Genomic DNA, 14591 nt, shown 5'->3' on the forward strand with positions numbered 1-14591 from the left:
TCTCTCTTGCTGAGTGGATTCTGCAATATTTGCACGGTGTTGAATACGATGGTTTGGATCGCTCCATTGATATCTGCATTTCGCGCTTGTGCAAAAAAATTGCTCGACAATACCGAGCAGCCTTATCGAATCAAAACGGTGTGGGCTAAAGGCTATTTATTTTCACCAGAGGCTTGGGAGTAATTGTGCAACGTTTAACTCTCTCGCTATTGCTTGTTGTGGTCACTGCTGTGTTGGGGCTTGGGTGGGGAATTGATCGCTGGTACAACGCGCAATTTGCGGAGCAAGAAGATCCCACCGTAAGTGCCTATAAATTACTGGGGCGCGAATTAGCGCAACTGGTTGATGCAAATGAACAGGCTGGGATTTGGAGTTCCGACAATTGGCAGTCTGTATCCAAACTACAACCGCAGCTCACCGCTTATATTGATTTTCCATTGCCGGAAGATGTGAAACACAGTTTTGAGGCAGGGGAGTCGCTCTTACTTGAATCGGGTGACCAACTCAGTTTGCATTTTTATCTTGCGCGACAACAGCGTGTGTTGTCGCTGACCTTGCCCGAAGAGTTGCATCGCGAAACCAACAACTCATTGCGCTGGTTGCTCACGCTGCTGTTCTACGGCGGCGTGATCATTATGGTGTTGATTTGGTTGTATCCATTGCTGCGGCGTCTTGCGTTACTGCGCAACACTACACAGGCATTTGGTGCAGGTGATTTGCAGGCGCGTATCGCGACCGATAAACACTCTTACATCCATACGATTGAACAGGATTTCAATCGTATGGCGCAGCGCATCGAACAATTGATCGCGGATAACAAATTATTGTCGCGCGGGCTGTCGCATGATTTGCGTACGCCGCTGGCGCGTTTGCGTTTTGGTTTGGATGTGTTGGAGGAGGCAAATCTCAACGCGGAACAGCAGCGCAACCTTGCACATTTGAATCGCGATTTAATTGCGATGGAATCGCTGGTAGAGGCGCTTCTAAATTACGCGCGGCTGGAGCAAGCCGTCATCGCCTTTTCGCCGCAGCCGATTCAGTTGGCAATGTTTGTCACGCAATTGCGCGATGATTTTTATCGCGGGCAAGTGGAATTATTTATCGCCCCCAGTGTGCAACACCAAATCGTGCAAGCAGATCCCGAATATCTTTCCATGTTGTTACACAATTTACTGCAGAACGCTTTGCGTTACGGTGGTGGTGCGGTGCAAATCGGTATGCAGTTGGCAGACGGACATTTGCATTTGCAAATAGAAGATGACGGCCCGGGCATTCCGCCCGCTGAGCGCGCGAGCGTGTTACAGCCATTTTATCGCGGTGACGGCGGCAACCAGGCAATTAGCGTTTCGCGCGGGCATGGGTTGGGTTTGGCGATTGTCGAACGTATTGCGCAGTGGCATCAGCTGGGTTTACAGCTGGATGAGTCCGAGCGTTTGGGCGGGTTGCGGGTGACCCTTATTTGGCCTCTATCCAATTGATAAAAGGGCGACATGTGAGAAGTGTCGGCCTCTTTTACAGTTTTTTGATTTCGGCGCCACATTGTGTGACCTAAGTCGCTGTTTTCTATCGATCTTCCCAAAATGGTGCAAAATTTGCTGAATTAGACGTCGCCGTAATGGCCACTACTTATTAAAACTAATTCCTTTACATAAAAATATTATAAATACGGCATGACACCTGACAATCAACCAAAAAGGTATTCATGTGATTAAACAACTCCTCAAATCAGTGACATTGGCATGCACCCTTGCATCCAGCGCTGTGTTTGCATTGCCCGTGGACTTGGGTAATGCAGGTAACTATACCCTTCTTGCTACCGGTACTAGCGTGCATGATGGCACACCTATGTATGGTGATTTAATCCTCGGGTCAGAGGCTTACATTTACGGTGACGTAGGTGCGCGCAATTTGCTGAATATGGCGCACGGTGCGGTGGTTTACGGTGATGCCGATTATGGTTCACTGATCCAGAACGCCGGTTCTTCTATTGAAGGCGATGCCAGTGTCCAAGGTTCTGCATTTTGGGATGCGCTTTACGCTGACGTAAAAAGTGCATCGCAAGCGGCTAAAGCCTTGGCTGGTGTAAACGCAGGTTACGTCAACAGCTCCCAGATATTTGATCGCCAGGGCGATGTCTCGGTATTTAATATCCTCGGTTTGAATTTGAGCGCAGGCAAGAGCCTGACCTTGAAGGGCAATGCGAGCGATGTATTTATCGTCAACGTTGATTACTTCGGTTTTATGTTGGGCGGTGGTGCAGAAATTATTCTTGATGGTGTTTCTGCAGAAAATGTATTGTTCAATATGCACGGCGCGCTTAACGCCGGACATGTGAATGTGGCTGCAGGCACCATGAAGGGTACATACATCGCCCCTGATGCCTACATGCAATTGGGTGACGGTTTGGATCTGGAAGGCGTGCGCTTTTTGGGTGCTGGCATTTCCGGCAACTTGCAAACCGTTCATGGATTTACTCCACCTCAAGTAACCGTGCCAGAACCATCTGCCTTGTTTTTGATTGGCCTTGGTTTGATCGGTTTGGGCTTTGCCCGTCGTCGCGCCTAATCCTTTTAGGCCTTCTTTCCTTCATGAATGATGCGAATGCGTCATTCATGAAAGGGCAGTTTTTCTTCTCCTGCGTTTTTGCAATACAAAATCGCGCCGCAAAAAATTTACTATCCCCACTTTGATTGCGCTTAGAATGCACTTTTGTTGTTGGCATTGTTCATGCTCACAACTGCGTAAATACTCTAAGGAAGCAATCGGTTGCCATGCAAAATCCCATTATTTTAGTGATAGAAGACAAGCGTGAAGTCCGGCTCTCGGCACGTTTTGTATTGGAGGATTTTGGTTTTGCGGTAGCTGAAGCGGAATCGCCTGCGCAAGCCAAAGCATGGCTGGCACAACAAAAAGCCGACCTGATTTTGCTGGATATGAATTTCGGGTTGGATACCACATCCGGTGATGAAGGCCTGGCGTTTCTGGGATGGCTGCAACAACAAGCTTGGGATATTCCAGTAGTGGCTATGACTGCCTGGTCCAATACCGAGCTGGTGGTGAAGGCAATGCAGTTAGGTGCGGGCGATTTTATTGAAAAGCCCTGGAACAACCAGCGCTTGCATCAAGTGATACAGCAACAGCTGCAATTGCAGGCGCTGAACCGCAAGAACCGCGCACTCAATCAACGTCTTGAAAGTTCAAAGCCTGAGTTGGTTTGGCAGAGCGATGCGATGAACCAATTGATGCAACAACTCTCTGCCGTTGCTGCTACCGATGCCAATGTTTTGCTCACGGGCGAAAATGGCACCGGTAAAAGCCAACTTGCACACTGGCTTCATATTAATTCTCATCGTGCAGCGCACGCATTTATCTCCGTCAACTTGGGTGCGATTCCCGAGCCATTATTTGAGAGCGAATTCTTCGGCCACAAAAAAGGTGCGTTCACCGATGCAAAGGAGCAGCGCATCGGTCGCTTTGAATTGGCAAAGGGCGGTAGCTTGTTTTTGGATGAGATTGCAACTATCGCATTGGCGCAACAAGCAAAATTATTGCGCGTGTTGGAGTCGGGGGAATTTGAAATGCTCGGCTCCAGCCAAACCCAGCGAACAGATGTGCGTATTATCAGCGCGACCAATAGTGATTTTGCGCAAATGATTGCCGAGGGTTCGTTTCGGCAAGATCTTTATTATCGATTGAATACGCTCGAATTCCGTGTGCCGCCGTTGCGTGAGCGACCGGAAGATATTGCGTTGCTGGCAAAATTTTTTGTTGAAAAACATGGCCAGCGTTATCGCAAGCCAGAGCTTGGATTATCGGCCTGTGCACTGAAAGCACTGCAGGCATATTCCTGGCCCGGCAATATCCGCGAAATGAGCCATATGATGGAGCGGGCGGTGCTGTTAACCCAAAGCGGTGAATTAACGGCTGCACAATTAAATTTACCGTCACCTATGCAGATCAAAACTACACCCACGACTAACCAATTACCGATGATGACACTGGAATCGGCGGAGTTGCTGTTGATCAATCAGGCATTGCGTGAATGCGATGGCAATAAACAAAAAGCCGCTGATTTGCTGGGCATTACCAAATCCTCCCTCTACCGCCGCTTAGAGAAATATGATGTGGCGAATTAATTCGCTGGAGGCCCAGTTAAAAACAGCATTCAGCGTTTGCCTGTTATTGCAGCTGGTTTGTTGTGGGTTTTTATTATTGGCGCTTCCGCAATGGCAAGTGTTATTGGTGGCGCTATTTTTAGTCGTGCTGAATTGGTTGATCGCTCGACGTATTTATCGCGCGATATTCAGCGCGTTCCGTCGCGCCAGCGTGCAGATTGAAGCATTGCAAAATCAGGATTACAGTCTGTATGCAAAACCTGCTTTTGCACAGGGCAAGGTTGCTGAATTTCATCAGCAGGTGAATGCGCTGGGCGATTCATTGCAACAGCATAAAACCCACTACGATCAACAATTGTTTTTGTTGTATCGTCTTATCGACCAATTAAACACACCCATTTTGGTGTTTGATCACCGCGTGCAATTGAGTTATGCCAACACCGCCTTTGCGGATTTATTTGGCAGCCCTTGGCAAGCAATGCGCCACGCATCACCCTCACTTCTGGGGTTGGATGTTGAGCCGGAATGGCAATTCAAAGATGCGGCTAAGGCCCAGCTATGGCAAATCCGCCATAGCCAATTTCTCGATCAAGGGCAGAGCTACCAGCTATTGGTGTTTACCAACATCCAGTCCGCATTGCGCGAAAACCAATTGCAGGCTTGGCAAAAATTAATTCGTATCTTAAGCCATGAAATCCGCAATTCGCTCACTCCGGTTGCAGCGCTCACCCAAAGTTTGCAAACCAAAATAAATTCTGAGCGCGAGCAGCAGGCATTGGAACTTATTGGCGAGCGCTGTCAGCATTTGCAGGATTTTGTCAGCCGTTATGCTGAGTTGCATAAACCATTACATGTGCAACCACAATGGTTGCAGGCAGATGCTTTGTTTCAGCGGATAGCCGCATTATTCCCCGATGCACAACTGCGTGCAAAAGGGCTGCAAACTGAGTTGCGAGTTGATCCGGTTTTGTTGCAACAAGTGCTCATCAATTTAATTAAAAATGCACTTGAAGCCGGTAGCGCCGCTGGCACGATTGAAATGATTTTTGTTGCCCGCGAACAGGGTAGCGAAATCCGCATTGTCGATGCAGGCCAGGGAATTGCGAATCCCGATAATTTATTTGTGCCTTTCTATAGCACCAAAAACCAGGGGCAGGGCATCGGCCTGAGTTTGAGTCGCCACATCATTGAGCAGATGGGCGGTCAGCTGACATTGAGCAATAACACCAATGGCCAAGGCGCCTGCGCATTAATCCAATTTAACCCGTTGCCTTCATCTCCATAGTCATTCTTTTTGCCGCGTTCTTGTTTCAGTGATCCGTCTTCATAAATAGTGCGTCCGATTCCGGAATTCAGCGTCCGATATCGGACGTATTATTTTGAAATCATGCTGCTTTCAAAACCATTTCCATAAAAATCAACAGGTTGAATTTTGGCCCATATTTTGTAATGTTCACTGGCATCTTATGGCTGCCAAGTTAATGTTATGGATATTGTTAAACCTAAAGTATCACCTCGCTTCAATCACCTGATCCTTTTAGGCGGTGCAATGGTCGTTGTGATTGTCTTGATGGCGGTAGCGATGATGCAACCATCGGGATCGCAGAAGCTGGAGCGAAGTTCACTGTTATCTGCCGTTGTGCAACGCGGCAATCTGCAAGTGTCAGTTGAAGGCTATGGCATTCTGCGTTCCGACAAGCAAACATTGATTACCGCTTTGACACCGGCAACTGTAGCGGAAGTGTTATTGCGCTCAGGCGCAGAAGTGAAAGCGGATAGCATTATTTTACGATTGGATAATCCCGAATTATTGCAAGAAGTGAAAGTCGCCAATGTGGCGTTAACCCAAGAGCAAGCCAATTTGCGGAGATTAAAACTAAGCAACCAACGCGAGCTGTTGGCAGAGCAGGCCGTGTTAGCGGAATTAACAGCAACGCTTAAATCGGTTCAGCTGCGCAGTGAAGCAGAAAAAGGTCTAGCCGGTGGTGCAGTTTCAATGCTGGCTTACAAAACGACGCTGCTGGAACAAGAGCAAATGCAGGAACGCGTTAATCTGCATACACAGCGAATTGCACAGTTAAAAGAAGTTATGCGCGAAGCGCTTATCATCCAGCAAGAGCAAATCAATCAAGCCAATACGCATTATCAAAATATGCAGCAGCGTGCAGATCGTTTACTTGTGCGCGCTGGCATTGAAGGTGTTTTGCAGCGTATGCCAGTTGAGCTGGGGCAAAGTGTTATTGCCGGGCAAGAATTGGCATTGGTTGGTAGCGACAAAGATTTAAAGGCCTTGATTCGCGTTCCGCAATCCAGAGCCGAGCAACTTAAAGTTGGACAGGCTGCAACAATTAATACCCGCCGCGAGCAAGTGGCCGGTTTGCTTACGCGCATCACACCTGAAGTGCGTGAAGGAACTATTGAAGTGGAAATTGCGTTTACCGAAGGAGTGCCCACATCTGCGCGCCCTGAATTAAATGTCGATGCAAAAATATTTACCGCGCAAATAGAAGATGCGCTCTTTATTGAGCGTCCGGTCAATGTGCAGAATTACAGCCACCAAGCGATATTCCGTTTGGCTGAAAATAATAAATCGGCGCAGTTGCAGGAATTAAGTTTCGGTGCAGAAGCGGGGAAATATATCCAGATCACCAAAGGCGCTAATGAAAATGAGCGTTTTATTCTGTCGGACACCACTCGCCTTCATGATGTAAAAACTATTCAGATAGTGGATTAAATAATGATTAATAATGCAATACCAAAGGAAAAACTATGCGCGAACTGACGCTAAAAATGACCGGTATCACCAAAGTTTATAGTACTGAAGATATGGAAACCCACGCATTGCGTGGAATTGATCTGGATATCTACAAAGGTGACTTTGTCTCGATTTGCGGCCCATCCGGTTGTGGAAAATCTACCTTGTTATCGCTACTGGGACTGTTGGATATGCCAACGACGGGGCAATACTCTATTGGTGATAAGGAGGTTAGCCAGTTGAGTTTGAGCGAGGCAGCTTACATCCGTAACGAAAAAATTGGTTTTATTTTCCAGTCATTTAATCTGATTGATGAGCTTTCAGTCTTTGACAATATCGCCCTACCTTTGCGTTATCGCCGCACTAAAGTCAGTGAGAAAGCGATTGAACAAAAAGTGATGCAATGTTTGCAAATTGTCGATATGACGCATCGCGCGCAACACAAACCCAATCAGCTTTCCGGCGGGCAGCAACAGCGAATTGCAATTGCGCGCGCGTTGGTCGGTGACCCTGCCTTGTTATTAGTCGATGAACCAACAGGTAACCTGGATTCCCGCAACGGCGATACCGTAATGGAGATGTTGCAGGAATTAAATGCAAATGGCACCACGCTTTGTATGGTTACCCATGACCCGCGTTATGCGGATATGGCCAGCCGCAAATTACATTTATTGGATGGGAAAATTATCGATACCCAAGTCATGAAGGTAGTTGCGTGATGTTCGCCTATGAATTGAGGGCTGCTTTTTATTCGTTAGCCAATGCGCGCGGTTACGCTACTACCATTGTGCTGACCTTGGGGATTACCTTGGGCGCCTTGGTGGCCATGTTCAATTTGAATTATCAATTGCTCGCTGCGCCATTTCCATATCCGGATGCAGACAAAATCATTGTGTTTAAAGGCGAACGTTTTCATCAAGGAGAGTCGTTCAAGGACAGAGGTGCACCTTATCCAAGTTGGGTGGCGACCTATTTACAACCAAGCGATAAGTTGAAGCGTAAAGCCCTCGTTTTTTACACAGATTCGGTTGAGCGGCGATTACCCGATAGTCCGGTATTGATGACAGCGAATGTTACACCGGATTTTTTCAATTTATTTGATGTGCCCATGATTTTAGGGCGGCGTTTTAATCAGGAAGCTGAGCTCTATGCAATGGAGCAAGTTGCTATTATCAGTTACAACACATGGCAACGCATTTTTCAGTTGGACCCGGAAGTGCTCGGAAAGACGCTCAATATTATGGAGATGGAATTTAAAATCATTGGCGTAACAGCGCCTGATTTTATTGAGCCTGAATTGCGTAAGCCGGGCTTGGAAACAGACTTATGGTTAACATTTGACTACACCGAATTTCCAGTAAGTGAGCGAAACAATTGGAATACTAGTCTGACTGCCACCTATATGGTGGCATTGCCTGAAGAGGAATATAGCCTCAATGCCATTGAACATGAAATTAGCACTCAAGGCGCTACTCTTTTTAAGCAAGAGGCCGCTTCTACCAATACCCCGCAAGATAACATTGCGTTTAAATTGTTTTCGTTGAACGACTTTGTTTTGCACACTGCCAGCAAACAGAGTTTGCTGATGTTGGCAGGGGTGATGCTTTTGGTACTTATTGCCAGCACTAATGTTATCAACTTGATATTGGCTCGCGCTGCGAATAAGGAACGCACTATGGCAATTCAGGCAGCCTTAGGAGCGCAGCCGGTGCATATTTTTCGGGAAATATTGAGCGAAATTTTATTATTGATGATGGCTGCATGCGCGCTCTCAATCGTTGTTGCTTGTGGTCTACTGCAGGCGCTGAAGGTAGCGGCGGATGGATTTATGCCAAGGCTGCATGAATTGCATTTAAATGGGCAGACAATTGTATTTGCGGTGGTGGTTGCACTGGCATTGGCTTTTCTGTTTGCGGCACTGGTGAGTCGCCAAATCAATTACCGCGCGTTGAATCACATCTTGCAATCGAGCGGCAAAGGCACCGGTCTACAAATTTCAAAACGCGCGCGCAGTTTATTAATTTTAAGCCAGGTTGCGCTGACGGGAATTTTATTGGCAGTGAGCTTGCAAGTATTTGTACAAAGCATGCGTGAAATTCACAAGCCGTTGGGCTATGAGATAAAGGACCAATTACAGGCGCGGCTGAGTGTTGCAACGTTAAGGGGTAAAGTGTCGTCTGATGAAATCAGGACGATGTTTGTTGGGTTGCAACAGGAGTTGTCCAGTCGCGCCGATGTGGAATCTGTTGGTCTCTCTACCGGCTCTCCGGTTAGTTACAACAGTCCGTTTTCACAATTTTTGCTAACGGAATTTGGTGGTGAGCATAAAATTTTAACTCATCCCAATTTTTGTGATGGTTCTTATCTTGAAATACTAAAAATCCCGTTAGTCGCTGGCCGCTATTTTACCAACGCGGAAGCGCGCGAGCATGCAAGAGTCATTGTTGTCAACGAATCCTTAGCGCGTACATTGCAGCCAGATGGAAATGTTCTGGGGAAAATAGTCTATCGCAATGGCGATACTAACCCTCAAGGGCTTGAGATAATCGGTGTTGTAAAAGACCTGCAAATTCCGGTGCGCGGCGAATCGTTGCGGTTTTTCCAGGCGTCAGTATCTGATTCACCGGAAGTGTTGATTAAAATGAAGCCGGGGAAAACCTTAAGCGCAATAGAGATCAATCAGGCCGCTGCAAAGTTTCACTCCCAATTAAAGCTATTTAATCTTCGCACCACTGAGCTTGCGTTGAATGTGTTGACTGCGAATCAAAAAACAGCGGCTTACATAACTGCTGTATTAGCGTTGTTGGCATTTTTCCTCGCTGCTATTGGTATTTATGGCGTATTGAGTTACAGCGTGCGCTTGCGCCGTTTTGAATTGGGAATCCGTATCGCAATTGGCGCTCGCCCGGGCTCAATTGTGTTGAGGGTTTTTCAAGATAATTTGATGCCGGTAGTTGCAGGTTTGATCTCGGCTTTTGCAGTCTTGCTGATGTTGTGGATATGGGGGCAACAGACTTCTTACTCGCTGGATTCTTCAGTGTTGGGTTGGGCGCTTCCGTCAGCATTAATTTTATTGCTCGCAGCAGCTGCATCGCTGCTATCGGTGTGGAGCCTGATTCGTCAGCCTGCCAGTGAAGTACTGAGGAGCAATTAATTGTTCGATATTAATGATTTTAAAACGGCATTTAGCTCGCTGCGTAAGACAAAGGCCTATGTCATTACTATTGTGCTTACATTAGGAATGACGTTTGGCGTGTTGGTCGCGATGTTTAATTTGAATTATCAATTACTCATGAAGCCTTTGCCCTATTCTGATCAGGAACGGTTGTATTTGTTGCAGGGTGATGCTTTTGAGAATGGCAAATTGGATTTGGCCAATATGTATCCTTACCCCGCTGCGATTGAGGCTTATAAAAATAACGATGAATTTTTTGAGCAAAAAGCATTGGTATATTTTGGTACGGGTATTATCCGCGACAGGGCTGATGCTCCTCTGGTCGTGGCCAGTTACGTCACCCCTGAATATTTGTCGCTGGCAAATGTTTCTATGGCTCTTGGTCGCAACTTTACTGCGGATGAAGGGCTGGATTTCAATGTGCCAGTGGTTGTCATCAGCTTTGATACTTGGCAATCCCTATTCAGTAAAGATCCTGATGTGATAGGTAAAACCCTGCGTTTTGGCGAAGTTGATTTCAGTATTATTGGTGTAACAGCGCAGAATTTTATTGAACCGCAATTAATGAATCCGGGACGGTCAACGCAAGTGTGGTTGCCTTGGGATTACAACACTGTTCAGCGTAATTATCGCGCTTGGGGTTATTTTCAAATCAACCAATATTTTGTGGGCAAGCTCAAGATTGGGCAGTCTGCGCGTAATGTAGAGCAAGCGATTACTGCCAAGTTGGATACTCGCTATAAACAGGAATCAGTGCGTCGCACCGGGCGTGATGAAGGCATCAGGTTTACGTTGGTTAGTTATCGGCAAGCCATTCTAGGTGATAGGCAAGGGCAGGTGCTTTTACTATTGTTGAGTGCGGTGGTGCTGGTATTAATTGCTGCAGCAAATATTATTAATTTAATCTTAGCGCGCGCCGCCAACCAGCAACGAAGCATGGCGATAAAAGCGGCGTTGGGAGCGCAAAAATATCATTTGTTTAATGTGGTGTTAGCAGAGATTTTATTGTTAGTTATACCATCGATTGTGCTGTCGCTTATGGTAGCGATGGCCTGCATAATATTATTGCAGCAAATTGCAGGTGATCTTCTGCCACGCCTGAATGAATTGACTATGAGTGCGCCGAGTATAGGATTTGCTATTTTCATTGCTTTGTTATTGGCGTTGACCTTCGCGCTTTTAGTGAGCCGACAAATTAATTACCGCGCACTCAACAATATGCTGCAAACCAGTGGCAAGGGTGTGGTATTACAAATTTCCGGCCGGGTTCGCCAATTATTAATTTTTGTGCAAGTGATGCTGACTGGTATTTTGGTTATCGCCAGCGCACAAATATTGCTGCAATCTTTGCAGCATATGTGGAAACCACTTGGTTTTTTCACCCAGGATATTTATCAGGTAGAGCTTAACAGCGGAACGCAGCGCGACAGTTCACCTGCCGAGCAAAAAAATAATGTGCTTGCCATTCGCAACCTGCTATTAACGCATCCGAAAGTGGCGAGCGCCAGTCTTACCAGTGATTTTCCGATCAGTTCCGTAACCATTTCCCCCTGGTTTAGTTATTTGTCGCCAGATGCCGGTTTTGTCGAGCAAAAGCAGGCGTTACTAACACTGGTCGATAATTATTTTTTAGAAATGCTTGGTGCTCAGTGGGTTGCGGGTCGACATTTCACGGCTGATGGCTTTCTGTCAGATGCAACAGAAGTGATCGTCAATGAAACCTTTGCTCGCCAATTGCAACCCGATGGTAATGTGCTCCATAAACGATTCTATTGGTTGAACAGTTATAAGCGCGAGCAGCCATACGAAGTTGTTGGTGTGGTGCGCGATTTCAGTTTGCCTAATCGCGCTGAGTTACCACGAATGTTTATCCCGCAAGCAAGTGCTTTATTTCCACACCTAATGGTGCAATTCAAGCCCAATCAATCGTTAACCAAAATAGAGCTTAATGAGTTGATGGCGAGTGTGAATAGCCAGTACAAAGTATCGGCATTACGCAGTATGGATGCTGGGCACCAAGTGTCGCTCGCGCAGGAAATGCTTGCCGCGGGCTTGGCTGTGGCTTTGTCATTGATTGCACTTGGTCTTGCAGCTATAGGGATTTACGGTGTGTTGAGTTATAGCATGCAATTGCGGCGTTTTGAATTAGGTATTCGCATGGCGATAGGTGCAGGCCCTTGCGCAATCCTGTGGCAAATATTTAAAGATAATTTAATTCCGGTTGCGATAGGTTTGGTGGCTGCCTGGGTTGTGTTAGCGATCTTGTGGTGGTGGGTTCAGCAAACTTCTTATGTTTTGCATATCACTGCGATGGGTTGGATCTTTCCATCCGTATTAATTTTACTCTTGGCAGTTGCAACATCGCTTTTATCGGTGTGGGGATTAATTCGTAGTCCTGCGAATGAAGTTTTAGGGCGAAGTTAATCTTCAAAAAAACGGGTTGCTTTGATAGGCAACCCGTCAGTTATACAAATTGTTTCGACACAGCTTTTCAGTTCTCTACTGGCGTAGTCGGATGATTACCCCATTCCGCCCAAGAGCCATGATAGCCGCGAATATTTAATCCCACGGCTTTGCCTACTAAGTAGGTAAAGCCGGAGCGGTGATGGCTCTGGCAGTGGGTGACGATTCTCTTATCGGCAGTTAATCCCAGTGACGCCAAATATTCGCGCGCGTCTGTGCGGATGCGCAATGCATTATTGCGATCCATTAAATTTGTCCACTCGCAATTAATTGCGCCGGGAATGTGACCATTTTTTTGCGCAGTCATGCGTTCGCCACTAAATTCACCGGGGCTGCGTGCATCCCACACCACAAAGTCAGCGCGATCCATTTCGCCAAAAATGTCGGTAATTTCAATCGCAACAATCGGATCAATTTTTAAATCTACTTTTGTTGGCGTAAGCACGGGCACTTCTTTAGTCACAGATTGACCGGATGCGAGCCATGCATGCAAGCCGCCGTTCAAATAGGAGTAATGTTTGTGACCGATGGCATCGAGCGTCCAGATCATTCGTCCGGCCCAGCCGCCGCCTTCATCGTCATACACAACTACGTGTGTATCGGGTGTCAAACCTAAAAAGGAAAAAACGCGATTTAATTGTTCGACCGGTGCAATCTTGCCCGGTACGGGTGGTTGTCCGCTGAGAATTTTATGTGGCGGTACATGAATCGCACCGTCGATGTGGCCTTGCAAATAAGTTTGCTCAGCACACATATCGATAATTAATAATTTGCTGGTCGGTTGCGCTAAAAGTGCTGCAAGTTGCGTTGGCTCGATAACAAAGGGTAGTGCCATGGAGTTGCTCCTTTATAAGTATGATCTTTACCCCCTCCCTGCCTCCCCCTTAAAAAGGTGGAGTAGCTTTGCCTTGCTCCCTCCCTTTTTTAAGGGGAGGGGTGGGGTGGGGTGTTTTAATTTTCGTTGAGCGTACGCAAAATATAACGATAAGAATCCATACGTGTTGCACTGATTGTGCCATCGTCCAATGCTTTTAAAATCGCGCAGCCAGGTTCGTGGCGATGGGAGCAATCGCGAAACTTACAGTAGCCGATAAAGGGTTTGAATTCGATAAAGCCTTCCAACACTTCATCTTCTTCCATATGCCACAAACCAAATTCACGGATGCCCGGTGAATCAATTAAATGGCCGCCGCCGGGAAAATGCAACAGGGTGGCGCTGGTGGTGGTGTGTGTGCCTTCTTGCCGTGCAGACAAATCACCTACGCGTAAATTCGATTCCGGTAATAGTGCATTGACCAGTGACGACTTTCCTACGCCTGACTGTCCCACAAATACGCTGGTGTAATCCGAAAGGTATTCACGCAACTCATCCAAACCGGTTTCGGTTTTGGTGGACACCATCAATACCGTGTAGCCCAGCTTGCGATAAGTCGTTTCCAGATAATTCACTTTTTCGCGGGTGCTGTCGTCAATGCGGTCGGTTTTATTGATCACCAGTACCGGTTCTATGTCGATGGCGTTGGCAGCGACCAAATAGCGGTCAATCAAATTCGCGTGTGGCTCGGGGTAGGGCGCGACCACGATCATAATGCGGTCGATATTAGCGGCGACAGTTTTCATATCGCCATGGGGATCGGGGCGCTGCAGGGCGGAATCGCGCGGCATTACCGCGACCACCACACCCGTAGGGTTACCGGTGCGCCAGACCACTCTATCGCCCGTTACCAGGGAGCCAAGGTTGCTGCGGAAGTGGCAGCGCTGATGCTGCCCGGCCTGTTCACCCTCAGTCGCCTCCACCACTACTTGCGTGCCGTAGTGGGTGATAATCAACCCCAGCTGCTCCGGCCCCAGATCGCTCTCATTGAGCTGTTCATCGGCCTGTTTATCGCGTTTGTTTACGCGCGCAGTGCGCTCTTCCTGAATTTTTTCGATGCGCCATTGCTGGCGGCGGGTCAATTTGCGTTTGGTCATGCGCTGGTGATCTTGCCCTGTGAGATAGGTGATGTTTGGCTAGACTGGGTAATTACTTTAAGCTGCGCGCAATTGTGCCCTATTTACGAAGTAAAAACCCATGTTGTCGAGG

At 47.3% G+C, this 14591-nt stretch carries 10 protein-coding genes; 8 read left to right on the forward strand and 2 right to left on the reverse strand.

Translation table 11 applies throughout. From position 1 onward, the window contains the following. The first annotated feature begins 185 nt into the window (after positions 1-185). The 8 genes from AAGC78_RS21040 to AAGC78_RS21075 all read left to right on the forward strand — a co-directional run bounded on the left by AAGC78_RS21040 (position 186) and on the right by AAGC78_RS21075 (position 12469). Complete coding sequence (locus AAGC78_RS21040; RefSeq protein WP_435786077.1) at positions 186-1478, forward strand: ATP-binding protein; 1293 nt, start codon at positions 186-188, stop codon at positions 1476-1478. A gap of 226 nt (positions 1479-1704) precedes the next feature. Further along, on the forward strand, positions 1705-2565 hold the full coding sequence (locus tag AAGC78_RS21045; RefSeq protein WP_435786078.1) for a PEP-CTERM sorting domain-containing protein: 861 nt from the start codon (positions 1705-1707) through the stop codon (positions 2563-2565). Positions 2566-2771: 206 nt separating this feature from the next. Continuing rightward, complete coding sequence (locus AAGC78_RS21050) at positions 2772-4136, forward strand: sigma-54-dependent transcriptional regulator (RefSeq protein ID WP_435786079.1); 1365 nt, start codon at positions 2772-2774, stop codon at positions 4134-4136. After that, positions 4120-5400, forward strand: a complete 1281-nt coding sequence (locus AAGC78_RS21055) for a sensor histidine kinase (protein ID WP_435786080.1) — start codon at positions 4120-4122, stop codon at positions 5398-5400. Before AAGC78_RS21050 ends, AAGC78_RS21055 begins: the two co-directional genes overlap by 17 nt. A 201-nt stretch (positions 5401-5601) precedes the next feature. Continuing rightward, the gene (locus tag AAGC78_RS21060; protein WP_435786081.1) at positions 5602-6849 is read left to right on the forward strand and encodes an efflux RND transporter periplasmic adaptor subunit; all 1248 of its coding nucleotides are present in this window, start codon (positions 5602-5604) and stop codon (positions 6847-6849) included. Positions 6850-6884: 35 nt separating this feature from the next. Next, positions 6885-7589, forward strand: coding sequence for an ABC transporter ATP-binding protein (locus tag AAGC78_RS21065; protein ID WP_435786082.1), 705 nt, complete (start codon positions 6885-6887; stop codon positions 7587-7589). Next, a complete protein-coding gene (locus AAGC78_RS21070) occupies positions 7589-10024 on the forward strand; it encodes an ABC transporter permease (protein ID WP_435786086.1) in 2436 nt (811 codons plus the stop codon). Before AAGC78_RS21065 ends, AAGC78_RS21070 begins: the two co-directional genes overlap by 1 nt. Next, complete coding sequence (locus tag AAGC78_RS21075) at positions 10025-12469, forward strand: ABC transporter permease (protein WP_435786083.1); 2445 nt, start codon at positions 10025-10027, stop codon at positions 12467-12469. A 67-nt stretch (positions 12470-12536) separates the two neighbouring features. Here AAGC78_RS21075 and AAGC78_RS21080 read toward each other — a convergent pair whose 3' ends face one another. Together AAGC78_RS21080 and rsgA are read right to left on the reverse strand one after the other, a co-directional pair. Further along, on the reverse strand, positions 12537-13343 hold the full coding sequence (locus AAGC78_RS21080) for a sulfurtransferase (RefSeq protein ID WP_435786084.1): 807 nt from the start codon (positions 13341-13343) through the stop codon (positions 12537-12539). Between the two features lie 116 nt (positions 13344-13459). Next, entirely contained in the window at positions 13460-14479 is a 1020-nt protein-coding gene (rsgA, locus tag AAGC78_RS21085) for a small ribosomal subunit biogenesis GTPase RsgA (protein WP_435786085.1), read from the reverse strand. Positions 14480-14591: the final 112 nt, after the last annotated feature.

Origin of the sequence: Cellvibrio sp. (genome assembly GCF_039207905.1) — a bacterium.
GTDB lineage: Bacteria > Pseudomonadota > Gammaproteobacteria > Pseudomonadales > Cellvibrionaceae > Cellvibrio.